Origin of the sequence: Microcystis sp. M31BS1, from assembly GCF_020245285.1 — a bacterium.
Classification (GTDB): domain Bacteria; phylum Cyanobacteriota; class Cyanobacteriia; order Cyanobacteriales; family Microcystaceae; genus Microcystis; species Microcystis panniformis.
On the sequence record NZ_JADBVE010000222.1, the window covers coordinates 1 to 25,528 of the forward strand.

Here is a 25,528-nt window from a genome sequence, read left to right on the forward strand (position 1 = left end):
AATACAGTGAGTTCTTTTCTTCTTCCGTGAATTCTAGGTTAATCATGTTTTTAATGAGTGCTTTGCTTCTAATTATGACTCTTAAACTATATTATTGTCCTTGAGTAAAAAATGCAAGTTGTAGCCGTGCAAAGTATAACACATCAGTCATAGTTTGGGAAAAATGGTATAACTTCTAGCGTAAGGCATTGGAGAGGTAAGCCGGGGGTGAAGATTTCTTTTCAGGTAGATAGCGATCTCAGGTCCTTAGATACCGTTTTAAAGTATTTTGAGCAACTTGAACCAGCGGGCATTCCCCAAAAAGACTGGCTCCAGTGTCAGCTTGCTCTTGCCGAAGGTTTTACCAATGCGGTCCGTCACGCTCACCGACACCTACCCCCCGAAATTCCGATCGAGATCGAGATCGAGATTGCCCCCCACCAGATGGAACTTCGCATCTGGGATCGGGGTTCCGCCTTCGATTTAGAGAGCTTTATCGAGAAAAATGCCCATCGTGACTATAGTTTCTCCGCTCATGGGCAAGGACTGCCGATCCTCGAAAAAATCGCCGATCAACTCAGTTATACTCGCAGCGAAGATCAGCGCAACTGTCTATTAATTATTAAACAATTTTCCCGCCATGAATCCGATCGCACCCCTAGTTTCTCCTAGTTGGTTAGTGACTAATCTCGATCGCCCCGATCTGATGGTTATTGACTGTCGTTTTCAGTTAAACGATCCCGATCTCGGTTATCAAGAGTATTTAGCCAATCATATTGAAAATGCCTTCTATTTACACCTCGATTGCGATTTATCGGCTCCCGTTGCCCCTCATGGCGGCCGTCATCCTTTACCGAATCCGCAGACGATAGCCGCTAAATTAAGCTCTTTAGGGGTGATTTCTGGTCAAACCCATGTCATCGCCTACGATTCCTCCCGTTTTGCCTTTGCCAGTCGTCTCTGGTGGTTATTACGTTATCTGGGCCATGAACGAGTCAGCATTCTCGATGGTGGTTGGCAAAATTGGTTAAATGCCGGTTATCCCGTCTCTAATCAGATACCTGTGCCGAAAACCGGCGCTTTTCTCCCCCAAGTTCAACAGGATTGGGTAGTCACGATCGAGCAGGTAAAAAGGCAAAAAGAGCAAGGGGGAGTGGTGTTAATTGATGCCAGGGAAAGCGATCGCTATCGGGGCGAAAGGGAACCGATCGATCCGATCGCCGGCCACATCGAGGGGGCGCTTAATTATCCCTGGTTGGAAGTCACCGATAGTCAGGGTTTTTCTCAACCCCTGGCCCTGCAAAAACAACGTTGGCAAGAGCGGCAAGGCGATCAAGAAATTATCCTCTACTGTGGTTCGGGAGTGACAGCCTGTGTTAATATCTTTTCCCTGACCCTAGCCGGATACGAGAATGTTAAGCTATATTCTGGAGGTTGGAGTGATTGGTGTTCCTACCTGATCTAACCAGCCCTATTGATACCCATCTATCGAGAAAGATTATCAAAATGACCTGATTACTGTACAATCCCTCTATTATCACTTTTAATTATTCCCAAACTATTATCTAGTTTGTCTCCTAAGTGGGTGGGTGGAATTAAATATAAGATGAACGTAGGTTGGGTTGAAGCATGAAACCCAACGCCCGCATGGGTTACGCTACCGCTAACCCATCCTACAAATAATTGTGCCTCCCTACTTAGACAAAAAAGCTAATTTTTATTTTAGTTGCTATCCTTTTGCTCTCAAATCACCGCTATTCCTCAAAGAATAGTCGTTTTCCCCCGTAAAATTACTCAAAGGTAATTTTATAGTTAAACTCTATAAAAAATTAGGTATGTATTTTGTATGACAGAAGCCGGTCTTTGTCATTGTAATGGTGGCGGTCGTCCGAAAGATCGCCTTTCGATTTTTGTGGATGGCAATAATATGTTTTATGCTCAACAAAAAAATGGTTGGTTTTTTGACCCGCGCAAGGTGTTAAATTACTTCACCAACGACCCGAATATTATGTTAATTAATGCCTTTTGGTACACGGGTTTAAAAGATTCCCAAGATCAAAGAGGTTTTCGCGATGCTTTAATTAGTTTGGGTTATACGGTGAGAACGAAAATTTTGAAAGAATATTATGATGATAGTTCCGGTCGTTTTTCTCAGAAGGCTAATTTAGATATCGAAATTGTCGTCGATATGTTTAATACCGTCGATCAATATGATCGAGTGATTTTATTTAGCGGTGATGGAGATTTTGAACGAGCGATCGAACTATTGCGCTCTAAAAATACTCATATTACCGTAGTTTCTACGGAAGGGATGATCGCTAGGGAATTACGCAACGCCACCGATCGCTATATTGACCTGAATGATATTCGCAAAGATATCGAAAAAAGTGATTATTAACCGGCCGTTTTGTCTTTAAACCGGCTATTTATCCCATTTTTCTTTATTGGTAGTCCTCACCCCAATCCTTCTCCCAGAAGGGGATAGGTGAGGCAGTTAACCATCTCTTGTTTATTTTTCCTTGAGTCGAAATAGTAAAAACTGATTGACCTGATTCGGATTAAAATTATCATCACTGACTAAAATCAAAGAGCGACTGCCATCAGCTAATCTTGGACCGAGGGTCATTCCTTCCAAATTATCTAAATCAATCCCTAAAGTCCCTAAATCTAGTAATAATTTTTTCCGCAAGGGTTGCACCTGTAAAGCTTCTAATTCTCCCGGTATCCGAGCAATTTTCGAGGTATCGGTGGCACTCCCATTAACTACCTGAAATAGTTTCGCTCCAAAACCTTCTAAACCAAAAGTTCGCTCTAAACTGAGAAAATAACCCTCTTTTTCTAAAGCTAATAATTCCGTTAAACCGTAGTATCTCGCACCACTGGGTGGCTCATCTAACACATACAATTGTTCTGATACTAACACAGGCGCACCAATCGGATCAATAACATAATGAAGAAGTCGCACTCTGAGATTTTCTGCTCTTTTTCCCGTGGGACTATCTTGAATTAACGCGCTTTCTGTGGCAGTAAACAAACGAAAAGGATCGTCTTTGAGAGTGCTGGTAATCCCTAAAGTTAAGGATTCAAACCCTAAATTATCCTGTATTCCTTTTTGATTGGTATCATCTGGTAAAAAGCGATTAGGAATTAACAAAGACTCCTTTAATTGTCCCTGCAAATCAAATTCAGCAATAAAAGGAGCAATTCCCTGTTTAACCGCACCTTCACTGGAAATAAACAAAGTTTGTCGGGGCGAAAAAGCGATACCTTCCGGGTCGATCGATCCCTTTTTAAACGTTTCTCCCTTGCCATCTTTTAGCAACGTGACTGCCTCTAAATTCACTTTTTCGATTTTTTCACCATTTATCTGCAAACTAGCCCGATAAAAGCGGGCCGGAGCTTTCTGAGAACGATCATCACTGAGGAGATAAAAGCGGTTATTGGCACGATCGTATGTAATTGCCGATAATCCCCCCACCCTTGTCCCTTGATAATCCGCTTGTGGCAATTGATATTCTCCCAAAAACTCGACCGAGAGGGGTAGAAACATTCGTTGTTCTGCTAAAACTTGCGGGGAGACACCACAGGCCCCCAGACTAAAGGTTACAATCAAACTAGCAATTAAACCCAAAATTGGGAAACGCAAATTTTCGGCAGTCAGTCTCTTATAGAATCGATCGATCACAAAATATCATCCTCTACTACGCTCCTATCCATCTATTATGCTACGTTTTTCTCTCAGTTTATGGCTCTGTTTGATCGGTACTTCCCTTCCTCTCCTAGCACAAACAGAAACCCCTGCACCCAATCCCCTCGAAACTCCCCTAAAAAGTCCTTTATTACCCGCAATCGATCGCCCTTTAACTCCCTTGGAGCGTCGTCAACTGTTATTATACATCGATCAACGCGATGCTGAAGCTCAGGCTAAATACGATGCGGGATTAAATGAGGAAGCTTTTCCCATCTGGTATGAAGTGATTAAATTAAATCGTTATTTAGGAGCAAAAGAAGAAGTCAAATCTTTGGGAAAAGTGGGTTTAGCAGCTTGGAATCGAGATCGAACCGAGGATGTTAAATTAATTACTGCTCGTTTAAAAACTGTGCAACAAACCGCAGAAACTAACCAGACAATGGACGGGGAATTATTAGCATTACTAGGTACATCCTATCAACAGGTACGAGCTTTTAATGAGGCGATAATTATCTATGATAAAATCCTAGCTAATGCCAGACAATCTGGTGATAATCTGGCAGTAGAAGCAACTTTAAATAAACTTGGTCAAATTCATTTATCCCGTTTTGATTATCAAAAAGCAGCTCCAGTCTATGAGGAATTATTAACTATTTCTAAGGTGCAGAATAATTCTTTGACTCAAGGAATTTATTTGCAAAGACTAGCAGAAATTTATCGAGAATCTCTGCAACCAGCTAACGCCGTAAAAATTAAAGAAGAAATAGCTGAAACCCAAATCAGAAATCAGCAAATACAGTTAATTCCCGATCTAAAAATTCAAATTGGTTTAGATTATCAAGCTTTAAAAGATGCAAATAAAGCCAGCCAAAACTTTCAAGAAGCCTATTCTCTCGCTTTTGCTTTACAACAGTACGGCACCGCAGGAGAAGCTTTAAATAAGTTAGCAGAACTTTATAAAAGTTATCAACAGGTAGATTATGCTTTACAAATCTATCAAGAATTAATTAAAGTCCATGAATTGGGTTATAATTACTACGGTTTAATGAATACCTACGATCAAATCGGTCAAATTTATCTAGAGAGAAAAAATTATCCCCAAGCTTTGCTCGCTTTCCAAAAAGGTGCGGAATTAGCCCAAGCTATCCGTTATCGTGAACAATATTTTCAAACCCAAATCACCCAAGTTAATCAAGCAATAAATAATCCTGAACAGTGATCTTTAAGTCTTTGAATAGTTAACTAATGGACAGGGAAATGGGGAATGGGGAATGGGGGAATGGGGAAGTGGGGAAGTGGGGAATTTCAACTAAAACCCTAAAACCCCCCGCAACGCGCACGCAGTGACCACCCCAACACCCAACACCCCAAAACTCTAACACCCAAAACCCAACACCCAACACCCAAATGAACAACTCCTATTCTGAATTAACCGAAGACTTGCTGAAATTGCTGCAACATTTACCCCACTTGAAAGATGGTAAATGGATTCAAAGATCTCTGGAAGCAATAGTCAGAATTGCCGGGGAGGAAATCGATCGCCTGGATTGGAAAATTTTAACCTACGCGATCGAAGATCTAGAAAAGGGATTTCAGGTATTTTACCCCTACCGTCACATTCGTAAACTGACCATTTTTGGCTCGGCACGCATCAAACCCGACAGCAGTGAATACCGTCTCGCAGTAGAATTCGCACGTCGTATCAGTCAATACGGTTTTATGGTGTTAACCGGTGCTGGGGGTGGCATCATGCAAGCGGGGAATGAAGGCGCCGGCCGGGAAAATTCCTTCGGATTAAATATTCAGCTACCCTTTGAACAGGGGGCTAATCCCTATATCATAAATGATGCCAAATTAATCGATTTTAAATATTTCTTTACCAGAAAACTATTTTTTCTGCGGGAAAGTGACGCAGTAGCTTTATTCCCCGGTGGTTTCGGCACCCAAGATGAAGCCTTTGAGACGCTTACCCTCTGTCAAACGGGTAAATACGGACCTGCACCCCTAGTATTAATTGATGAGCCTGATGGGGATTACTGGCAAACTTGGCAAGCACAAATTAGTGAAAATCTGCAAAAAAGAGGACTGATATCCGCCGAAGATCGGAATTTTTATACTATTACCAACGATCTAGACCACGCTTGTCAAACAATTCGCCACTTCTATCGGGTGTATCACTCCAGCCGTTTTGTGGGAGAATCCTTTGTTATTCGTCTTAATCACGAACTAAGCGGGGAACAGATCGAACAAATTAACCAAAACTTCGGCGATATCGTAGTTAAGGGGAAAATCGAACCTAGTCAAATTCTAGAACGAGAGAATCGCGATTCCAGCCACCATTTACCTCGTCTAGTTTTTTACTTCAACGGCAAGAGTTACGGACGCTTGTATCAATTAATAGATCACATCAACGATTTAAGTCCTGTAGTTGCCCTTGAAGAGCATCCCGAGAAAAAATAAACACTAGGCCAGAGTTTCCGGACAGTATCCTAAACCCTTAGTAAATTGTTGCCGAAAAGCCTCTATATCTTGCTGATCCGGGGTACCATGGGACACGATCGCCACTTGGTAACGACGCATGACATCAATGGGGGATTGTCCTGTTTCCAAACTCCAAAAAACCATCTGGAGACGCATTTCCGGTTGATAGGGAATCCCTAACTCATTCATGTAGGCGCGAAAATCCCCGTGTTGGCAAGGAGTAAGCATTTGATTAAACTTTACCTTGACCACCCAACCGTTAATCTGATGAATAACCGTCATGACGGAGGAGGGTAGATGAGTCATCGATCGCAGGTATTCGGTGACTCGTAGCGTTAAACTAGCGTTAGCAAGAAAATAGAGATAATCCATAGTGGCCGCTGGGCTGTTGGCTAATAGTCACAATTAGTGTTATATCTCTAGTCTGACGATAAACCGTTCCAGATACCAAGGGGAGAAATCCCCGATTTAGTGAAGTTCGCCTGGGTAGGATTACCCAACTTTTGCGAAGATCTTTATGATGATAATGATGATGATCCCTGACCAATCACTCTCCAGCTACGATTATCACCTTCCTCCGGAGTTAATTGCCCAAAATCCCGCAGAACCCCGAGACAGTTCCCGTCTTTTGGTAGTAGATTCTCCCAATAGTCATAATTTGGCTATTTTTCGGGATTTACCCACTTGGTTAGAGCCGGGGGATTTGTTGGTTCTCAACGATACCCGCGTGATTCCGGCCCGTTTATTTGGTCGTAAAACCACAGGCGCACCCATAGAAATATTACTATTGGAAGAACAAGATAACTATCGTTGGTTATCTCTAGTGAAACCGGGAAAACGCTTTAAAGTCGGTTCAGAAGTCCTTTTTTATCCGAAAACAGGGCGAACGGAAGACAAAGAAAAATTATGGTTAGCGAAAGTAATCGATCGAGATCTGAACACCAGTGGTCGTCTGCTGGAATTTCAACGTCATCCCGGACGCAGTTTTTGGGATATGTTGGAAGAGTACGGTCATATTCCTTTCCCCCCCTACGTCACCGAATCGGAGGCGGAAGAAGACCGTTATCAAACAGTTTACGCTGATAAACAGGGTTCTGTGGCCGCTCCCACGGCCGGATTACATTTTACTCCCGAATTATTCCATAAGCTCGCTCAGAAGGGTATAGATACCGCCTATATCACTCTTCATGTGGGAGTGGGAACCTTTCGTCCCGTGGAATTGGAAAATATTACAGAACACCTAATGCACCAAGAATTTTTAGAGATTTCCGCCGAAACTGCCGAAAAAATTGCCCAAACAAAGGCTAGAGGTGGCCGGGTTATCGCCGTGGGGACCACGGTAGCTCGCGCCTTGGAAGGGGCAATTAAAGAAAGTAAGAGCGATAAATTAACCGCTTTTCAGGGAAAAACCAATTTATTTGTCTATCCAGGTTATCAATGGCGAGTTATCGACGGCATGATCACTAATTTTCACCTACCCAAGTCCAGTTTGATGATGTTAGTCAGTGCCTTAGTCGGACGGGAAAGACTACTGGCATTGTATCAAGCAGCTATCCAAGAGCGTTTCCGTTTCTATTCCTTCGGTGACGCTATGTTAATCCTACCCAGCGCTCGCAGCAGTAATCGGTAAGTAGTTGGACAAAATTACATTTATACCCTAGAAAGAAGGAGGGCTAGAATTGCGGAAAGGGCAACAGGAAAGGGGAAAAATATGTATAAGCGGCCCGCGCATCTAAATTGGTCTAGGTCGATTATCGAACCACCTCTAGCCTGTTGTCTATCCTAACCAAGAAATGAAAAGAAAAGACATTAAAATCGGTCGCCGCTATTCTAGCAAACCCGTGCAAATATTTTTAATTATTGCCTTCATCGTCGCCGCTCCCTTTGCTATTTTTTATCTTATTGCCTTGGCTTATCTTTGGCAAGGCGATCGACTTTTGGCCGCGGGGGAGAAGGAATCGGCTCTGTCTGCTTACCGAACAGTTTTATCTTTTGACGAAAATTCAGTCCAAGCCCATATAAAAATCGCTCAGGTCTTGCAAAGTCAAAAACGCTATTCTGAAGCCTTAGAAGCCTATGATCGTGGCTTTATCGTTAATCATAAACCACCGATGGAACCCTCCCAAAGTAATTATTTAGTCGCTTTGGGAGATATCTTCGCGCAGGAGGAAAAATGGTCAGAGGCGATCGATGCTTACCAAAAAGCAATGATCATTAAACCAACTTTTAAAGCGCAATTTCAGCTAGGAAAAGCCCTCTATAGTTTACAACGTTGGGATGAGGCGGCGAAAGCTCTGCAAGCAGCGGTTTTTCTCGATCCTACTCAGGGAAAGGCCTATTTTTATCTGGGAAAGGCCTACAGTGAACAGCAACTCTGGCCAGAGGCCAGTTATGCCTATCAGCAAGCTCTAGAATTGACACCTAGTCAGGGTGAAATCTACAAAAAATTAGGAGAAACCCTAGCAAAACAGGGAAAATGGCAGGAAGCAGAGCAAATATATCGACAGGCTTTAATTTACGCTCCTAAAGATGGGGATATTTATAATTATTTAGGTAAAGCTTTAGCGGAACAGGGAAAACTAGGGGAAGCCATGGCAGTTTTTCAACAGGCACGCCAAATTAGTCCCAAAAATGCCGAGATTTACGAAAATCTCTGTTATATCTATATTAATAGCGGTCAGATCGATGCGGGTCTAAATTGGTGTCGGCAGGCCGTAGAAATCGATCCCAATTTATCAGAAGTTAGATTTATTTTACAGGAAATCCAACGGGGAAGATTAATTCACGACAATCCCGAATTATTAAAAATGCCAGAGATAATTCCCAGTGTTAAGAGTGATCCTCTGGTGAATTTAAAACGCTCAATTGTTAAAATTATCGTGCGCGGCAAAAATAACAATGGTATCGGCACGGGTTGGTTATTAAAACGAGATAAAGATAGAGCTTGGATCGTGACTAATCGCCATGTGGTCACGAATTCTCGTCAAGAAATCGATGCAGGGTCCCGCATTTTTGTGGAGTATTATAGCCAACCACCCCAGGGAAAAATTCGCAAGCGTTCAAAAGCTAAAATTATCCACACTACCCCCGCTGACGACTGGCTCGATTTAGCAGTATTAGAGGTAAAAAATCCCCCCCCAGATTTAAAACCTTTAGCTTTAGCACCGCTACCAATTGCCCCTAATCAACCAGTAATCTCGATCGGTAATCCTTTTAATCAAAAAGATTGGACTGTCAGCAAAGGCACTGTTAATGATAATAACGAAAAATCCTTAAGTTTATCCATGTTTGTCGTTTCTGGACAGTCGGGAAGTCCAGTTTTAAACGATAAAAATCAAGTGGTGGGAGTGATTTCCCAAGCGAGTTTATTTTGTGATAATACCTCCACTCCTAAACCCCTAGAAAATGCCGTTAGATTGGGCTGCGGTTTCGCAATTCCCATTGACAGAGTGCGAGAAAGGTTAAGAGAGTGGGGAACTTTTTCAGTTATCAGTAATCAGTAATCAGTAATCAGTGGATAGTGGATAGTGATCGATCACTGTTTACTGGTCACTGGTCACTAATAACTGATAACTGGTCACTGATAACTGATAACTGGTCACTGATAACTGATAACTGATAACTGGTCACTGATAACTGGTCACTGATAACTGATAACTGGTCACTGATAACTGCTATGCTACTCTAGGCAGAAAACCATTCGATCGAGAACACCGTGGCCAACCAAGAAGCAACTTCCCCCGCTATTCGTACCCCCTTATACAATTTAATTGCCCAACAAACCAGCAAATTTACCCCTTTTGCGGGTTGGGAGATGCCGATACAGTTTAGCGGCTTAAAAATCGAACATAATGCTGTCCGCAACGGTGTCGGGATGTTTGACATTTCCCACATGGGCAAATTTATCTTAACTGGAGATAATCTGGTTCAATCTCTCCAAACCCTAGTTCCTTCTAATTTAGCCCGTTTAAGGGCAGGAAAGGCACAGTATAGCGTTTTACTTAACCCGGACGGTGGCATAATCGATGATATTATCTTTTACTACCAAAGCGAAAGCCAGGGCCTGTTAATTGTTAATGCCTCAACTACCGATAAAGATCGAGAATGGATTTTAGGCAATTTAGAGGGATCGGGGGTCAAATTAGAAGATTTATCGCGAGAAAGGGTCTTAATTGCCCTGCAAGGACCCAAAGCATCCACAATTTTACAGCCCTTGATCAGGGAAAAATTAAGCGATTTTGGCCTATTTAATCACTGGGAAAGCCAGCTTTTCGGGGAAAAAGTTTTTATCGCTAGGACCGGTTACACGGGAGAAGATGGGTTTGAAATTATGGCCACCCCTGAAATCGGGCAGCAACTTTGGACGGAATTCTTAAATTTAGGGGTGACTCCCTGCGGTTTGGGGGCCCGGGATACCCTGCGTTTAGAGGCAGCTTTAGCCCTTTATGGACAGGATATCGACGATAGCACGAGTCCCCTAGAGGCTGGCTTAAATTGGTTGGTTCATCTGCCAGAAAAAGGCGATTTTATCGGTCGTGATGTCCTGGAAGACCAAAAACTTAATGGTGTCAATCGGCTCTTGGTGGGATTGCAGATGTCCGGCAAACATATCGCCCGTCACGATTATCCGGTAATATTCGCTGGGGAAATGGTGGGTAAAGTCACCAGTGGCACTTTATCACCAACTTTAAACACAGCGATCGCTTTAGCCTATCTTCCCACACCTTTCGCCTCGATCGGACAGGCGATCGAAGTGGAAATTCGCGGCAGCACCTACCCCGCTACCGTCGTTAAAAAACCCTTTTATAAAAGTAAAAAGTAAAAAGGTGATCGAGGTTAGGTGGCTTTTCAGTGAACAGTAATCAGTAATCAGTGAAGAGAAAACGGCAACTGCTAGATAACACTGTCCACTTAAAACTCAAATCTGATAACTGATAACTGATAACTGATAACTGATAACTGAAAATGCAATCCCTAGACTTTACCACCCTCAGTGCCACTTGTGCCGAAATTGCCGCCGCTTGGCTGCCGGCCAGACTAGAACAAGTGTATCAAATTGATCGCCAAACGATCGCCCTCCATTTACGAACCTTCGATCGCAAAGGATGGTTAATTATTTCTTGGCATCCCCAAGGGGCGCGGCTGCATATTGGTGATCCACCGCCAAAAGTCCCCGATACCTTCACTTTCAGCGATCAATTGCGTCATCAACTCAATGGTTTTGCGCTGACGAAATTAGCATTTGTTGCCCCGTGGGAAAGAGTCATCGATCTGCAATTTGCCCAACGTCCCGATGATCCGGCGCTGTGGCATTTGTATATAGAAATTATGGGCAAATATAGCAATGTGATTTTAACTGCGGCTGACAATCAAATCGTCACCGTTGCCCATCAAGTCAATGCCACTCAGTCTAGTGTTCGCACCGTACAAACGGGACAAATCTATCAACTACCCCCCGTTTTATTGGCAACAGACCCCAGTTTAGAAGAATCCTTAAGCAGTTGGCAAGCTAGGGTTAGTTTAATCCCTAAAACTATCGAAAAACAGTTAGTTAGTACCTATCGTGGGGTTAGTCCCGTCATCGCTCGATCGCTGTTACAAAAAGCCAAAATTAACCCGAAATTAAACACGGATCAGTTAGATAATACTGATTGGGAAAAGCTCTTTTCAGCTTGGCAAGAATGGTTAAAAATCCTTGAAAATAAAACCTTTCAACCGGGATGGACGAGAGAAGGTTATACAGTTATCGGTGGGGAGATGCTGGCAGCGGCTAAAGATGTCCAAGAATTATTAAACCGTTATTATAGCGAGCAAATTAATCAAGAAAGCTTTCGACAACTACAGCAAAAATTAAACCAAAAAATTACCTCTTTACTGACTAAACTGCAAACTAAAGCGGCGGGATTTCAAACAAGACTAGCAGAATCTGCTCATGCTGATCGCTATAAAGAGCAAGGGGATTTATTAATGGCCAATCTGCAGCAAATACCGCAGGGAATGACTAGCATTACTTTGGCAGATTTCGAGACAGGAACCCCTGTAATTATTCCTCTTGATCCCGAAAGAAATCCCGTACAGAATGCCCAATATTTTTATAAACAACATCAGAAATTAAAAAGAGCGCGGTTAGCGGTGGAACCTTTATTAGAGGAAGTGGTTAGTGAAATTAATTATCTCGAACAAGTGCGATCGAGTTTAAGTCAACTAGAAAATTATAGCGGCAGCGAAGATTTAGAGGCATTAGACGAGATACAAGAAGAATTAATACAACAGAAGTATTTAGAAAGCAATTACCAGCGTAATCGGACGAATAATAAAGAATCCGAACCCATGCGCTTTACTACTCCCTCTGGAGTCGAATTATGGATTGGCAGAAATAACCGTCAAAATGATCGGCTAACTTTTCGTAGCGCCAGCGATTACGATATCTGGTTTCATAGTCAAGAAATCGCCGGTAGTCACGTTTTACTCCGTTTAACCCCCGGTACAGTTCCAGAAGCCGCCGATCTGCAATTTGCCGCCGATTACGCCGCTTATTATAGCCGCGCTCGCCATAGTGAACAGGTTCCCGTCGTCTATACCCGTCCCAAATACGTCTATAAACCCAAGGGCGCCAAGCCCGGTATGGTGGTTTACAAACAGGAAACGGTAATCTGGGGCTGTCCTCAGAGGGTTGAAGATTACCGCAAAAAATAATTTTTTACCAAATTGTTTACTTTTTTTTACACAAAAAGGGTATTGTCTGTTACAATTGTTACTAGAGAGACAAATGCAGTTCAGGCGCTTGGGAACGCAAGAACTATATTTCCTCGGATTACAACAACAAACAACAGCAAACCAGTGGTAGCAGCCAATAGTCGGGGGAAAGACACAAAAAACCGACTATTTAGGTGATATTAAAGCAACCACTGGTATTTTATCTTCACCTAACCGGTTCTGTCAGTTTCCTCAACTTTCTTTTGGGTTTCCGAGACTTAGGGACTTGCGCTTTGATAATGTACCTTTTGGGCGAACGCAGTGCGCCCCTACATTGTGGACAAAATCCGTTACTGTAGGGGCGCAAAGCTTGCGCCCTCCGATCGATTGGGATATTATTCCCACGCAAGTCCCTTATTGCCCAGATGAATGATTTTGATTGTTGAGAATATTTGCTCTATCTTTGGGATGAAAGAGGGATAGTTAGCATCCAGCTTTTTGTAAAGAAATTTAAACTGCACGCATAGTTAAGCCTCTTCGGCCTAAATAAACGACTAGAAACAGTTTTTTTCGGGAGGCCCGGTTTATGGATAGCCCATTAGGGACGATGAACTTTCAACAGATAGAACTATATAAAAGAATTCAGGCATTTGCCTTGGATCGGCCAGATAGTCAATTATCTTTCAGCCAACGATTAGCAAGAGATAACGGCTGGTCCTTAGGCTATACTCAGAGAGTGATCGAGGAATACAAAAAGTTTATATTTCTAGCCGTTGCAGCAGGACATCCAGTCACGCCATCCGACCAAATCGATCAAGTTTGGCATTTACATCTGACCTATACGCGATTGTACTGGCAAGAGTTCTGTCCCAAAATTTTGCAAACCACATTACATCACGAGCCGACTCGTGGGGGTTCATCCGAGCAATTAAAATTTGGCAGTTGGTATAGCAAGACGCTAGAAAGTTACGAACAGTTTTTTGGACATATTCCCCCAATAGATATTTGGCCTAAACCCAAAGACCGATTCGGGCGAGATTTGCATTTTATCCGGATCAATACTCAACAAAGCTGGGTTTTGTCAAAACCTAATTTCACAGTCTCCGTCAAACCACAACTGCGAAAAATAGGCATCTTTACCTTTTTAGCCTTCCTTTCACTGATGATAACTGGCTGTCAGATAATCTCCCAAATTCCTAACCCAATGAATTTTACAGGTCCGGAATTTTTAACCTTCTATATTTCCCTAGGAGTGATGGGAATCGCTTTGGCAGCCTGGCTACGTTTTTCCCTGTGCCTAGTTAGCACTAATACAAAGCAGCAACCTGATTTAAATACTTACGAGATAGCTTTCTTGGCGGGGGGCAATCATCGCCTGATTATGGCCGCAATCACCAGTTTGGTAAAACAAGGCTATGTGGAGGTATTAAAAGAAAAATCACCATTTGGAAGAACACAAAGCAAACTGGTGGTGACAGGAAAGATCGATGCTATTGCCGATCCTGTAGAAAAGGCGGTTGCACAAGATATTTTGGCCACTGATGGGGCAATTAAACAGGTTTTCCAGAAGTCTCAAGGAATGAAAGATAGCATTCGTTCCCGCCTAGAACAGCTTGGTTTGTTTCTGAGCGATGCCCAAGCATTGAAAGCGCAAATTTATCCATCATTGATTGTGGTTATTCTTCTAGGAATAGGCTTGTGCAAAATGGCGGTGGGAATTTCTCGCGATAAGCCAGTTGGTTTACTTCTCATCTGTATATTTGGGCTTCTAGTTTTGGGAGCAAGGTTTTTTGTCAAACCACAGCGTCAGCGCAGCCGTTATGGAGAGATCATTTTTAATGATTTAACAAATCGCTTACAACATTTAAAAACAGCCAATAGCAGCGATTCTGAACTGGTACTTGCGGTGGCGTTGTTTGGAGCAACAGTTCTGATGGCGGATATGGCTTTAGCAGACCTGTATCAAATGCTGACTCCCATAGCCGCTGCTAGTAGCGGCAGTGGTAGCGGCAGTGGTAGCGGCAGTGATGCCGGCAGTGGCGGCAGTGATGCCGGCAGTGGCGGCAGTGATGGCGGTGGCGGCAGTGATGGCGGTGGTGGCGGCAGTGATGGCGGTGGCGGCGGTTGTGGCGGTTGTGGTGGTTGTGGTGGTGGTTGATTGAGTTCAAGGCTATTAACAGCCGCTCGCTCGTTCCGTTGAACATTCCCGCCACCGTAGCCCTGTTAATTTTTGCCTTAATCTCCTCTCTGGTTTGATTGCTTACTGCCATCAGCCGAAAAAATCCTCCTTGAACAGGGAATTTTATCGCTTCTACTTAACCCCAGTTCGGGTTAAGTAGCCATTTTTCAGGAGAAAAGCTCTTAGGGCAGTGGGAAAGTCTGGATATTTTCCGATCGCTATACTTTCGCCATGGATATCGAGACCCCAATCGGAGTTTTTATCGTAATTAGCGAGAAGAAATTGCCAAGCTTCTTGGTATTCTCCTAGTAGAATTTTCTGTGCCACATAACCGGCCAAAATGCCATTAACTTCGGCTTTTTCTTTTTTAGCTAACTGAAAAGCTTTCAACATTGCTGCTAAAGTTTTTCTTAATTCTTGGGGATATTTTCTGGTGACATCTGCTAATTTACCCTGTTGAAAAGTATAAATTCTCGAGGGAGGAAAAGAGGCGGCGTAGGAACTAAAAGCATACAAAAAAGCATTATCAACGGTGATAAATTCATAATTATTATCTCCATCTAAATCTTCAAAAGAACCACCACTACCATCTAAAAAACCCGTTTCTTCTCTAATAAATTTATCTTTTTGCCAAGTATAAATTACCAAAGATGTGCAGCAATGAGTGCCGCCGCTATAGGTGGAGACGATAATCTCATCGATGCCATTATTATCTAAATCTCTTAATTCAACATAGCCAGATCCAAAGGCACTATAACCGCTATTTTGCTGATAAATTTGCCCGTTATAAAAGATTTGATAAGACACATTATTAATATCAGAATTATCATCAACTTTCTCGTTTAGGTCGATAGGTTGATAGCTAACTTGTACCTTAATTTTCCCCGATCTAACCACTTGATTTCTGAGGGGTTGACCGGCATCAAAATCGAGTTTAGTCACGGCTAAACTCGCAGCTGCATCGCCCAAGAATTGAGATAATAAGCAGCAAATAAAGCAAGTTTTGCTAATATTCATCGGCTAATTCCCAGAGAGAGATTAATATCAGTGTAAGTAGCTGGTTATAATTAAATTTAAAATGGATTTTAGGTTCGATCCCCCCTAGCCCCCCTTGATAAGGGGGGAAGCCGAAGGCGGGGGGATCCCCCTTAATAAGGGGGGCATCTGAAAGTTTTTAATACCCACCTACTTATCTTACTTATTTTTACCGACAATCAGCCGTTAACTTTTCGAGAAAAACTATCTATTCCAAAGTTTTAACGCTCAAAACTTGGGGAGGGGTGGCATCGGGGGGATAGAGAAAATCGAGATTAACGTCGCGTCGGGCGCCAGGGGGAAGTTCCACCTGCACTAAAGCTTCTCCCTGTTGTCCTTCCCGTTGAACGAGATGGAAAAAACGTTCCTCAGTGCGTCCCAGTTCGTTACGATAGGTAACGCGCACTGCACCCCGGAAAAATACCGGTCCCTGGACGGGTTCAACAAATAGCAAGCGATCGAGATAATTATCTTCTTTAATTGGGGTTTGAATACTCAAAACCACCACCTGGGTTTTGCTAGTGTTGTTATATAGAGGTAAAGTCAGATAGTAGTGAACACCGTAGTTACCGTGAGCTTTGAAAGCCGTATCGGGATAACGCACTAACATGGGGGCGCTTTGGATTTGTCTGGTTCCGAAAGTAGCTGCTGTCACCGTACTTAAAGGATAGGCAAAAGCTTGACCAGGTTGAGGAATGGTGAGATTAATTCCCCCTTTGGGATCGACAATCCGGGTTGCCCATTCCGAACCGACAGAAATTCCGGCCACGCGACCATAAAAATTTCTTCTGCCGGGGAACCATTGATCGGGGGGAGTGGGGGGAAAATCACGAGGAGCGGCCAAATCACCTCTAACTAATAGGGTACGCCATTCCTCTAGGGTAGGGGGACGAAAGCTTTCTATTTCCCGATCTTCGATTTTGACTTTTTGGGGAACTTCGTAGAGGGCTAAATTAGCCATATAGACCGGTCCATCGCTGTAGAGACGCAGGAGAGTCGAGCGGGCGCTACTTCTGGGGATAACCAGATCGAAGAGCATCCGACTTTGGCCCGGGGGAATGACGATCTGGGTGGGAAATTGGCTATCATGGCGACGACGCATGATATCGCCGGCTAAACGGGAACCGGGACCGGAAAAAACCCGGCCGTTGGGATCTTCCACCAGAGAGGGCAAATCGACAAAAGGGGCATCGGCGGAGGTGACGTAACTGACTCCTTGCAGGATGCGGATAACCAGGTTTCTGGAGGTGGGATTAGTAACGATCAGGCCCTGGTGTAAGTCGCGATTGGGATCGGTTTGACGAGCGATGTGGTGGGTGAAAACGTCAAAACGTCCTTGTAGGGGATGATTGAGATGGGCTACGGGATAACGTTTTCCTTTGCCGGGGAAAGTGGAGAGGAGAATTCCCTCTTTTTCTACGACTTCGGGACTATTGCTATTAAAAACTAGAACGTCATTTAGTTGACCGGGCAACTGACGCACTTCCTGATATTGGGTGATTAATTTCCTCTCTATCTGGGGCAAGACCGAGGCGGACTGAGCTAAAAGAATAGTGGGTAAGAAAGAAAGCATAGAGATTCCATATTTATAGGATCTAATTAAGGGTGAGTCGATGGAGAGGTGAAGTTATAGGACAATATAAGCGAGTTTGTCTTGGCGATCGATAAAGAATCTTAATATATTTTTAAGGTCTGATCAAGTCCTGTCAGGGATGATGTGAGCTAGGGGCGGTTTTCTGGGTTAGCAAGGGAGAAAAACCCTTGCTATTGCCGATTTTAACCGTTAAGTTGACAGGGACGGGTAACTGCTCACCCTAGCTTTAAATTTCGCCGCGAATGTCTTCGACGATGCCATCTCTAAGGACGAGTTCCACATTCATTTTGGCCACTAAGTTATCGCCTTTTTCGACGCGGAAAAAGCTTTCTAGTTGTGCTTGGGCGACTTCTTGATTGAGTTCCAAGAGTTGTACCTGTTGCAATTGTTGCAGATACTGGTTTTTTTGTTCGAGAAACTCACTTTTCTGTTGATTGACTTGGATTTGAATATTGTCAATCTGTTGGGCAGCCGCGGGGGGTAAGGGGATCAGACTCTGACGCTGAATTTCTGCGATCGCTCTTTGTCCTTGGGTTTCTAATTGTTGAATTTGTGCGTCAATTTGAGCCATTTGTGCTTGTAATTGCTGTTGTGCTTCTTCTTTCCAGCGCGGAGTCACGATGACTTTAATTGTCACCGGGCGCTTCAGTAATAAACTGGTTTGTGCGTCATCCATGATTTGCTTATCCTAAAAAGGTCTTTTTGTCAAGGGGTTAGGGAATATTTGCCAGAAATATTTACTTGGCAAACATCTCGTTAATCATATCGCGATAGCGTTGCGTTACTACCGGTCGTTTAATCTTTAAAGTTTGGGTCATCATGCCGTTTTCTTGGGAAAAAGGCTCTAAAATTAACTCAAAGGTTTTAATCTGGTCATCGGCACGATAACCGGGCCGATTTCTCACCTCGCGCTTTAATTCTTGTTGGTAGAGAGCTAAGACTTTTTTGCTGTAGAGATCGCTAGAAAGAATCATTGAGCGATCGCTGTGAAGATCGGGTAAATTTAAGGATATTTTCTGTTCTTGGGCCCAATTGGCCAGTATATCAAGATTAGGCACGATCAAAGCCCCCAAAGCTTTTTGATCCTGTCCCACTAGCATAATTTGGGAGATAAAGGGACTGCGTAAACAAGCATCTTCAATCGGTTGCGGTTCGATATTTTCACCATTGCTCAAAACAATTGTATCTTTGGCCCGTCCGGTTAAGACTAAATCCCCAGCAGCGGTTAACCAACCAATATCACCGCTATCAAACCAACCATCGGGAGAAATCGCTTTTTCGGTTGCTTCCGGTTTTTTATAGTATCCCTGCATCACCTGCGGACCGCGAATCAAAACTAAACCGTGTTTTTCTGTGGGTAAGACTTCTTTGCTCTGTAAATCGACAATACAGATTTCTGTCTGAAAGACGGGACGACCGGCAGACCCGCGCAGGTTATGATCGATACGACGGACGGTAGCCACAGGAGAAGTTTCTGTCAGTCCATAACCAACTAAAATCGGGATTCCGGCAATCTCATAGAAAGTATCTAGATGTCTGGCTAAGGAACCACCGCCACTAACCAAGATTTTAACTTTATTTCCCACTGCTTGGCGAATTTTGCCATAAACTAGCTTGTCACCGATGGCATGGAGGGGATAGAGTAAGAGGGATTGAATTCTTGCTTTTAGTCTTTCTCCGGGGGAAGCATGAAGATGATCTAGACTGAGATTATCAGCGATACGTTTAGCAATAACGTACTTTTCCGACTTTTCTAGCAAAAATCGCACTAATTTCTGTTTTGTGGCCGATTGTTCGCTAAATTGTTTTTGGATACCCTCGTAAAGAGATTCCCAAAGACGGGGAACTCCCACCATTAATTGCGGACTAAACTGCTTTAAATCCTGCTTAAAAGTGCGAATACTGGTATAAATCTGGGTGCAACCTTGAGCTAGACTGAAATACTCACAACTGCGCTCGTAGGAATGCCATGAAGGTAGTATGCTTAGAACTCGATCCCCAGGATCCGGTTGAAAGATAGCATTTAAGTTGCGTACCTGATGGAGGAGATTACCATGACTTAACATCACCCCTTTTGGTTGTCCCGTCGTTCCCGATGTGTAGATGAGGGTAGCCAGATCATTTTCGCTCTTGGTGATGGGTTTAAGGGTGTTCTCAGCCCCGATCGCCATTAGTTGCTTGAAATTTAAGGTCTGCACGGAAATCGCCCCAGTAGCGGGGTCTTCGTCGGTGAGCAGCACGATTAATTTTAGGGGCAATTCAGGGATTTTCGCCAGCAATTTCCCTAAAGTTTTGTTATTTTCCACAATCAGCGTCTGACTGTCACTATCGGCCAGAATATAGGCTAATTCCTCTGCATCTGCTTGAGCAGATCGTACCGCGTTGGCTGCCCCGGCTGCCATGGAACCTTGGTCGGCAATAAACCACCGGGGACTATTATCGGCAAATAAAGCGACATTTTCGGTTTCTGTGACTCCTAATGCTTGTAAAGCGGCGGCAAATTGCTGAATTTGTTGATAAAGTTCCCGATAGGTGATAATTACTTCCGGTTTACTGTGGGGATCGTGCAGGGCGATAATATCGGGGAAACGCTGGGCAACTATTGACCAAACTTCGGGTAAAGATTGAATATTTGAATAGTCAATTAGGGTTGTCATAACAGTAGTTATAGAGGGTTACAAGAGTAATAACATATAGATTAACCATTCGAGGCTCTTTTTGCCGGTTCTCCTAGACAGTATTTCAACAGGTATCTAATCCTGCAAAGTTAATTTCCTAGTCGAGACTCGGAGAGAGGAGACTTTTCAGTTATCAGTGAACAGTGAACAGTAATCAGGGAATGTACTGTTACTTAATACTGCTTACTGATTACGGAAAAGGCTAACGGCTTAGATGTATAATTAATTTTGCTTAGGTAAGTGGTTCTAATTAAATAGAAGATAGATTTTGCCTCTGATCCTTCCCTACCCATGGTAGGGTTGATTCATGAATCAACCCTACTATGAATCAACCCTACTATGAATCAACCCTACTATGAATCAACCCTACTATGAATCAACCCTACTATGAATCAACCCTACCCCTTAATAAGGGGGGTGCCGACAATTTTTAACACCTACCTGCTTAGGTACTTAATAAAGTTGTAATTAGCAGAAAAAACGATGATTGCTCTATCTAACTATAATAATCTCACTCCAGAAAAATATCTTCAGTTTGAAGAGAAAAGTACCATTAAACACGAGTATATCGATGGACAAGTTTACGCCATGGCAGGGACGACGGATACTCATAATATTGTTGCGGGGAATATATACACAATTGTTCGTAATCATTTGCGTGGTTCCGATTGTCGGGTTTATTTTGCCGATGTGAAAGTCAGATTAGAGAAGCGCAATCACTTTTATTATCCTGATATTATTGTCACCTGTGATGACAGAGATAGAGAAACTGCTACCTACAAAAGTTTTCCTAAATTGATTATCGAAGTTCTCTCCGATTCTACAGAAGCTTTTGACAGGGGGGATAAATTTAATGATTATCAAACTCTAGAAAGTTTAGAGGAATATGTCTTAGTCAATAGTAAACACCAACGAGTAGAAACTTTTCGACGGGGTGAACAGGATTTATGGATTCTGCAAACCTATCAGCAAGAAAGTTTTAGTTTACAGAGTATTAATATGACGGCATCTTTTCGGGATTTATACGAGGATGTCACCCTAGAAACGGTTAATGATACTCCCCAAATTCCTTAAAAACCATGATTGCTTTATCTAACTATAATAATCTCACCCCAGAAGAATATCTTCAGTTTGAAGAAAAAAGTCCCATTAAACATGAATATATCGATGGACAAGTTTACGCCATGGCAGGGACAACGGATACTCATAATATTATCGGACTCAATTTCACTTTTATCATTCGTAATCATTTGCGGGGTTCCAATTGTCGGGTTTATTTTGCTGATGTGAAAGTCAGATTAGAGAAGCGCAATCACTTTTATTATCCTGATATTATTGTCACCTGTGATGACAGAGATAGAGAAACTGCTACCTACAAAAGTTTTCCTAAATTGATTATTGAAGTTCTCTCCGATTCCACAGAAGCTTTTGACAGGGGTGATAAATTTAATGATTATCAAACTCTAGAAAGTTTAGAGGAATATGTCCTAGTCAATAGTAAACACCAACGAGTAGAAACTTTTCGACGGGGTGAACAGGGTTTATGGATTCTGCAAACCTATCAGCAAGAAAGTTTTAGTTTGCAGAGTATTAATCTGACGGCATCTTTTCGGGATTTATACGAGGATGTCACCCTCTAGGGAATGAAAAATCATTAAGGTACAACCTCAAAAGGTTGATTTCCATACCGTTTAGTCTTTATCATCTAAAATATTTGTAAAAACTTCTTCTACTCGCTCAGATAAATCTGATGGCTGAAAATAAACTCGTCCAACTCGTCCTTTTAATTTTTGGTCTAGAGTTTCTGGAGTGGAAGAATTGGAAGATTGATTAGGTAGAATGGTCAATCTCACTCGCTGACCAGCTAATTTAGCACTATGCTGTAAAATTTCTTCCCAAGTCCCCTCTAAAGTGTTTTGTTCCATAGATATTGATTTGAATTTCGTTCTTTCCTCAGTGTAACAAGCAAAAGATAAAAAAACAAATTTCTAGATTTTTTTGCCTTATTGTTTTTTACCGGGGGGAATAAAACGGATTTCAATTCTGCGTCTGCTTGCATCTGCGTCACGATTAACCGCAGCTAATTTACCCGAGGGTAGGTATAACTGTCCTGCGGAAAAAGCTCGAAATTTGACGTTTTTGAGTTTACCTGTGTTTTCGATTTCTTGGACGACTGCTAAAGCGCGCATTAATCCTAAATCAGTGTTAGAACCGGGTACTAGCATTTTAACAGATTGTTTTCTGCTGGCAACCGATTCGATATTTTTATCGAGATTACTTGTCTTTTGTATTCCCTGTCCGTCGGTGTGTCCAATTACTTGAATAAAGTCGATTTCTCTGTCTTTGGTAATGGTTTCGATAGCAGGAATAATGCGCTGACGAATATAGGTTTTTAAAGCTGGGTTTAATTGGGCACTTCCCGACTGAAATTTAAATTTTCCTGATTTTTCATCGATAACTATGGGGGTTGCTGTTTGCAGTTTTCGGTTAGCTTCCTCCAGTTTGCTGATGAGATTATAGGACTGAAAAAGTGCCAAGAGGAGAAATAAACTCAGAATCATGAAAGCATTGGACATTAAATCGGTAAATGCGGGATAAACATCCACCGATTTATCTTCATCTCGGTAGTAGGTACGTCTAGACATAATTGCTTAGAATTTGTTAGTGAAGTTATCAAATATGGTGTTAATGTCATCCTGAACATTTTTTTGAGTAGGATTAGGGATTGTCTCAAAAAGTTTTTCTATCTTATCCTTTAAGTTAGAAAATTCAGACTGAACATTTTTTTGAGCAGGATTAGGGATTGTCTCAAAAAGTTCTTCTATCTCATCCTTTAAGTTAGAAAATTCAGAACGCATATCGTTAATTTTCTCCAGTTCTGCTAAACATTTTTGAATTTCTCCATAGATGTGTTCAATCATTTTCTGATTCGATTTATTTTCCTTAGCGATAACTTTCTCTAACTTATCTCGCAAAGATTCTAAGTTAGCAGTTAATTGACTGGTGTTGGTGTTCACTGAATTAATTACTTGAGAAAAATCTGATTTAAGGCTGCCAAATTGATTGGCTGTTTTCTCAATAGATTGGGAAACTGCTTTTAATTGTTCTGAGTTCTTAGTTAATTTATCATCAACTACCATCCCTAAGTTATTGCTTAAAAGGTTTAACTCAGACTGTAAGCTTTCCTTGACTTGAGTAAGTTGCTCTGTCACTGTACCAATTAACTGAGACAAGTTAGCATTAGTCACCTCTGGATTATTACTAGAGCGCTCAATGCCATGGGAAGCAGTGAGGATTTTATCGGAGGTTTGGGATAGTCTTTGCTCAAGACGATTGATAAGTTGATTGCCTAATTGTTTCGACTCGGAGTTAAAACTGTCTTGATAGGTTTTCACGGTTTCGATTAATTTTACTAATTCTCCTTGAATGTTGGATAACTTTTCTTGTTCGGTGACTGAGCGTTGCTGATTTTGTTCTAGGATTTTCTCAGAGACTTGAGTAACTTGCTCTGTCACTGTATCAATTAACCGAGACAAGTTAGCATTAGTCACATCGAGATTATTACTAGAGCGCTCAATCCCATGGGAAGCAGTGAGAATTTTATCGGAGGTTTGGGAGAGTCTTTCATCGAGACGATTGATAAGTTGGTTTCCTAATTGTTTCGACTCGGAGTTAAAACTGTCTTGATAGGTTTTCACAGTTTCGATTAATTTTACTAATTCTCCCTGGATGTTAGATAACTTTTCTTGTTCGGTGACTGATCGTTGCTGATTTTGTTCTAGGATTGTCTCAGATTTTTGATTCAAGTCAGTAATTTTTATTCCTAACTCAACCATAGTTGTCATTGAACGCTGGAAGTCTTGAGTTAAAGAAGCTAGAGATTGAGTTGATTGGTTTAAATCTGTAGTAGAATTGGCAAACTGTTGATGAGCAGTCATTAAATCTGCGGTTGCTTGCACTAACTTATCGGCAAATTGACTACTTTCGATTTTTTCGGAAGCTTCCAGAAAACCTACCGCACTATTTTGTAATTTTTGAGAAGATTCTTGGATATTTAAATACACTTGTTCTGCTAAATCGTTAGCTCTTTTATTACTGCTGATAATCTCCCCGATATTCTGCTCTAGTAGTGCAGTGGATTGAGAAAATCTCCCTTGAGTTTCTGCTAAACTAGCGGTAAACCTTTCGATATTACCAGAGAAGTTACTTTTTTCAATTAACTCTGACGCTTGTTTAAAAAGCAGTACACTATTTTTTAGTTCCTGAGAGGATTGTGTAAACTCTCGGTTTGCTTGCGTGATAATTGGTACTTGCTGGTTAAGTTCAAAAGCTGAACGCTGAAAAGTCGTCGCACCGGTAGATAAAGTTCCTGCGGTTTCAGTTAATCTTTCACAAACCTGGGTGACTAACTTAGCTGTTTCCTGATTACCATCAGCAATTTCTTTAGCAACTTTTCCTAAAGAAGATTCTAATACTCTCGTCACCTCGGTATGAAAGTTAGTCAGAAATGCTTGCTGTTTATCCACCATGCTATCAACCGCTTTATTCAAGCGACTATTCCCTTCTACAGTCGGCTGCAAGATGTTATCTAAATAGTCTTCTAGGGAACTAATTAGATTTACTTTAGCAAGGTGGGTATTAAAGATTAAGTTAATCACAGTCAGTAAAGAACTACAAGCTAAACCAATTAAGCTAGTGATAAAAGCAATCCCCATACTTTCTAGGGGAGTTTTGAGCTTTTCTCCTAAACTTTGCACATCGACATTATTGATATCGATAAGTGTGCTGATTCCCGTCAGATTGAGAGTAATTCCGAGGAAAGTTCCCAACAAACCAAAAGCGAGGAGGAGATTGGGTAAGACTCTTACAAAATAATCCCATTTCTCGCAGCTAAGAGATTTAGACATGAAAGTAAATTGTTCTTCATGGTATAAACCATCTACCAAAGCTGCGGTATTAACATCATCTAGTTGACTACTGGCTATCTTAAATCTATTCTCTAGATTAGAGATAATTTTAGGTTGAACCCCGCGACTTTCTCCCCGAATTAAGCGCTTGACTTTTACAGTTGACTCTTGGAGATGTTTATAGAGAGCAATCCGGATTCCCAGAGTTAAGACGGTGGGAAAAATAACCAAGACTAGAGTTAAAACAATCAGATAGGGGGGAAAAAGGTTAAGTAATGCCATGATAGT

Annotated in this window: 21 protein-coding genes; 12 read left to right on the top strand and 9 right to left on the bottom strand. The window is 42.1% G+C overall.

Features of this window, described 5'->3' with window-relative positions; translation table 11 throughout:
- Positions 1–207: 207 nt before the first annotated feature.
- From IM509_RS12970 to IM509_RS12980, 3 genes are all read left to right on the top strand, one after another.
- The gene (locus tag IM509_RS12970; RefSeq protein ID WP_185237118.1) at positions 208–651 is read left to right on the top strand and encodes an ATP-binding protein; all 444 of its coding nucleotides are present in this window, start codon (positions 208–210) and stop codon (positions 649–651) included.
- Positions 620–1,444 carry a sulfurtransferase gene (locus IM509_RS12975; RefSeq protein WP_185237119.1) on the top strand — a complete coding sequence of 275 codons (825 nt, stop codon included), beginning with the start codon at positions 620–622 and terminating at the stop codon, positions 1,442–1,444. Before IM509_RS12970 ends, IM509_RS12975 begins: the two co-directional genes overlap by 32 nt.
- Before the next feature lie 381 nt (positions 1,445–1,825).
- Positions 1,826–2,377: a LabA-like NYN domain-containing protein gene (locus tag IM509_RS12980; RefSeq protein ID WP_002764933.1), complete on the top strand. Its 552-nt coding sequence runs from the start codon at positions 1,826–1,828 to the stop codon at positions 2,375–2,377.
- Positions 2,378–2,488: 111 nt separating this feature from the next.
- On the opposite strand, the gene IM509_RS12985 is transcribed toward IM509_RS12980, so the two are convergent.
- A complete protein-coding gene (locus tag IM509_RS12985; RefSeq protein ID WP_002756636.1) occupies positions 2,489–3,664 on the bottom strand; it encodes an esterase-like activity of phytase family protein in 1,176 nt (391 codons plus the stop codon).
- Between the two features lie 37 nt (positions 3,665–3,701).
- On the opposite strand from IM509_RS12985, the gene IM509_RS12990 reads away from it, so the two are divergent.
- Positions 3,702–4,889 (top strand): tetratricopeptide repeat protein, encoded by a 1,188-nt coding sequence (locus IM509_RS12990; RefSeq protein WP_185237120.1) that lies wholly within the window; start codon positions 3,702–3,704, stop codon positions 4,887–4,889.
- A 188-nt stretch (positions 4,890–5,077) separates the two neighbouring features.
- Entirely contained in the window at positions 5,078–6,130 is a 1,053-nt protein-coding gene (locus IM509_RS12995; protein ID WP_185237121.1) for an LOG family protein, read from the top strand.
- A 3-nt stretch (positions 6,131–6,133) separates the two neighbouring features.
- On the opposite strand, the gene IM509_RS13000 is transcribed toward IM509_RS12995, so the two are convergent.
- Positions 6,134–6,523 (bottom strand): hypothetical protein, encoded by a 390-nt coding sequence (locus tag IM509_RS13000; protein ID WP_002733765.1) that lies wholly within the window; start codon positions 6,521–6,523, stop codon positions 6,134–6,136.
- 160 nt (positions 6,524–6,683) lie between these two features.
- Here IM509_RS13000 and queA point away from each other — a divergent pair, with 160 nt between their 5' ends.
- The 5 genes from queA to IM509_RS13025 all read left to right on the top strand — a co-directional run bounded on the left by queA (position 6,684) and on the right by IM509_RS13025 (position 15,005).
- Positions 6,684–7,781, top strand: coding sequence for a tRNA preQ1(34) S-adenosylmethionine ribosyltransferase-isomerase QueA (gene queA / locus IM509_RS13005; RefSeq protein ID WP_185237124.1), 1,098 nt, complete (start codon positions 6,684–6,686; stop codon positions 7,779–7,781).
- Positions 7,782–7,944: 163 nt separating this feature from the next.
- Positions 7,945–9,654 carry a serine protease gene (locus IM509_RS13010; RefSeq protein WP_185237122.1) on the top strand — a complete coding sequence of 570 codons (1,710 nt, stop codon included), beginning with the start codon at positions 7,945–7,947 and terminating at the stop codon, positions 9,652–9,654.
- 212 nt (positions 9,655–9,866) lie between these two features.
- Entirely contained in the window at positions 9,867–10,973 is a 1,107-nt protein-coding gene (gcvT, locus tag IM509_RS13015; protein ID WP_052275535.1) for a glycine cleavage system aminomethyltransferase GcvT, read from the top strand.
- A gap of 143 nt (positions 10,974–11,116) precedes the next feature.
- The gene (locus tag IM509_RS13020) at positions 11,117–12,847 is read left to right on the top strand and encodes an Rqc2 family fibronectin-binding protein (RefSeq protein ID WP_052275534.1); all 1,731 of its coding nucleotides are present in this window, start codon (positions 11,117–11,119) and stop codon (positions 12,845–12,847) included.
- A 586-nt stretch (positions 12,848–13,433) separates the two neighbouring features.
- Positions 13,434–15,005 (top strand): TIGR04222 domain-containing membrane protein, encoded by a 1,572-nt coding sequence (locus tag IM509_RS13025; protein WP_052275533.1) that lies wholly within the window; start codon positions 13,434–13,436, stop codon positions 15,003–15,005.
- Positions 15,006–15,158: 153 nt separating this feature from the next.
- Here the strand turns inward: IM509_RS13025 and IM509_RS13035 are convergent, their stop codons facing one another.
- The 4 genes from IM509_RS13035 to IM509_RS13050 all read right to left on the bottom strand — a co-directional run bounded on the left by IM509_RS13035 (position 15,159) and on the right by IM509_RS13050 (position 20,312).
- The gene (locus tag IM509_RS13035; RefSeq protein WP_185237123.1) at positions 15,159–16,043 is read right to left on the bottom strand and encodes a hypothetical protein; all 885 of its coding nucleotides are present in this window, start codon (positions 16,041–16,043) and stop codon (positions 15,159–15,161) included.
- Between the two features lie 226 nt (positions 16,044–16,269).
- Positions 16,270–17,634, bottom strand: a complete 1,365-nt coding sequence (locus IM509_RS13040; RefSeq protein ID WP_052275531.1) for a DUF3370 domain-containing protein — start codon at positions 17,632–17,634, stop codon at positions 16,270–16,272.
- Between the two features lie 247 nt (positions 17,635–17,881).
- Entirely contained in the window at positions 17,882–18,331 is a 450-nt protein-coding gene (locus IM509_RS13045; RefSeq protein ID WP_072923740.1) for a YlqD family protein, read from the bottom strand.
- 61 nt (positions 18,332–18,392) lie between these two features.
- Positions 18,393–20,312 (bottom strand): long-chain fatty acid--CoA ligase, encoded by a 1,920-nt coding sequence (locus tag IM509_RS13050; protein ID WP_052275530.1) that lies wholly within the window; start codon positions 20,310–20,312, stop codon positions 18,393–18,395.
- Between the two features lie 504 nt (positions 20,313–20,816).
- Between IM509_RS13050 and IM509_RS13055 the strand changes: the two genes are divergently transcribed.
- Both IM509_RS13055 and IM509_RS13060 read left to right on the top strand, forming a co-directional pair.
- Positions 20,817–21,407, top strand: a complete 591-nt coding sequence (locus tag IM509_RS13055; protein ID WP_072923738.1) for a Uma2 family endonuclease — start codon at positions 20,817–20,819, stop codon at positions 21,405–21,407.
- A 5-nt stretch (positions 21,408–21,412) separates the two neighbouring features.
- Positions 21,413–21,973 (top strand): Uma2 family endonuclease, encoded by a 561-nt coding sequence (locus IM509_RS13060; protein ID WP_052275528.1) that lies wholly within the window; start codon positions 21,413–21,415, stop codon positions 21,971–21,973.
- A gap of 51 nt (positions 21,974–22,024) precedes the next feature.
- On the opposite strand, the gene IM509_RS13065 is transcribed toward IM509_RS13060, so the two are convergent.
- The 3 genes from IM509_RS13065 to IM509_RS13075 all read right to left on the bottom strand — a co-directional run bounded on the left by IM509_RS13065 (position 22,025) and on the right by IM509_RS13075 (position 25,522).
- The gene (locus IM509_RS13065) at positions 22,025–22,258 is read right to left on the bottom strand and encodes a hypothetical protein (protein ID WP_012268074.1); all 234 of its coding nucleotides are present in this window, start codon (positions 22,256–22,258) and stop codon (positions 22,025–22,027) included.
- Positions 22,259–22,336: 78 nt separating this feature from the next.
- Positions 22,337–22,978, bottom strand: coding sequence for an OmpA family protein (locus IM509_RS13070; protein WP_052275527.1), 642 nt, complete (start codon positions 22,976–22,978; stop codon positions 22,337–22,339).
- A gap of 6 nt (positions 22,979–22,984) precedes the next feature.
- Complete coding sequence (locus IM509_RS13075; RefSeq protein ID WP_072923736.1) at positions 22,985–25,522, bottom strand: hypothetical protein; 2,538 nt, start codon at positions 25,520–25,522, stop codon at positions 22,985–22,987.
- Positions 25,523–25,528 lie beyond the last annotated feature (6 nt).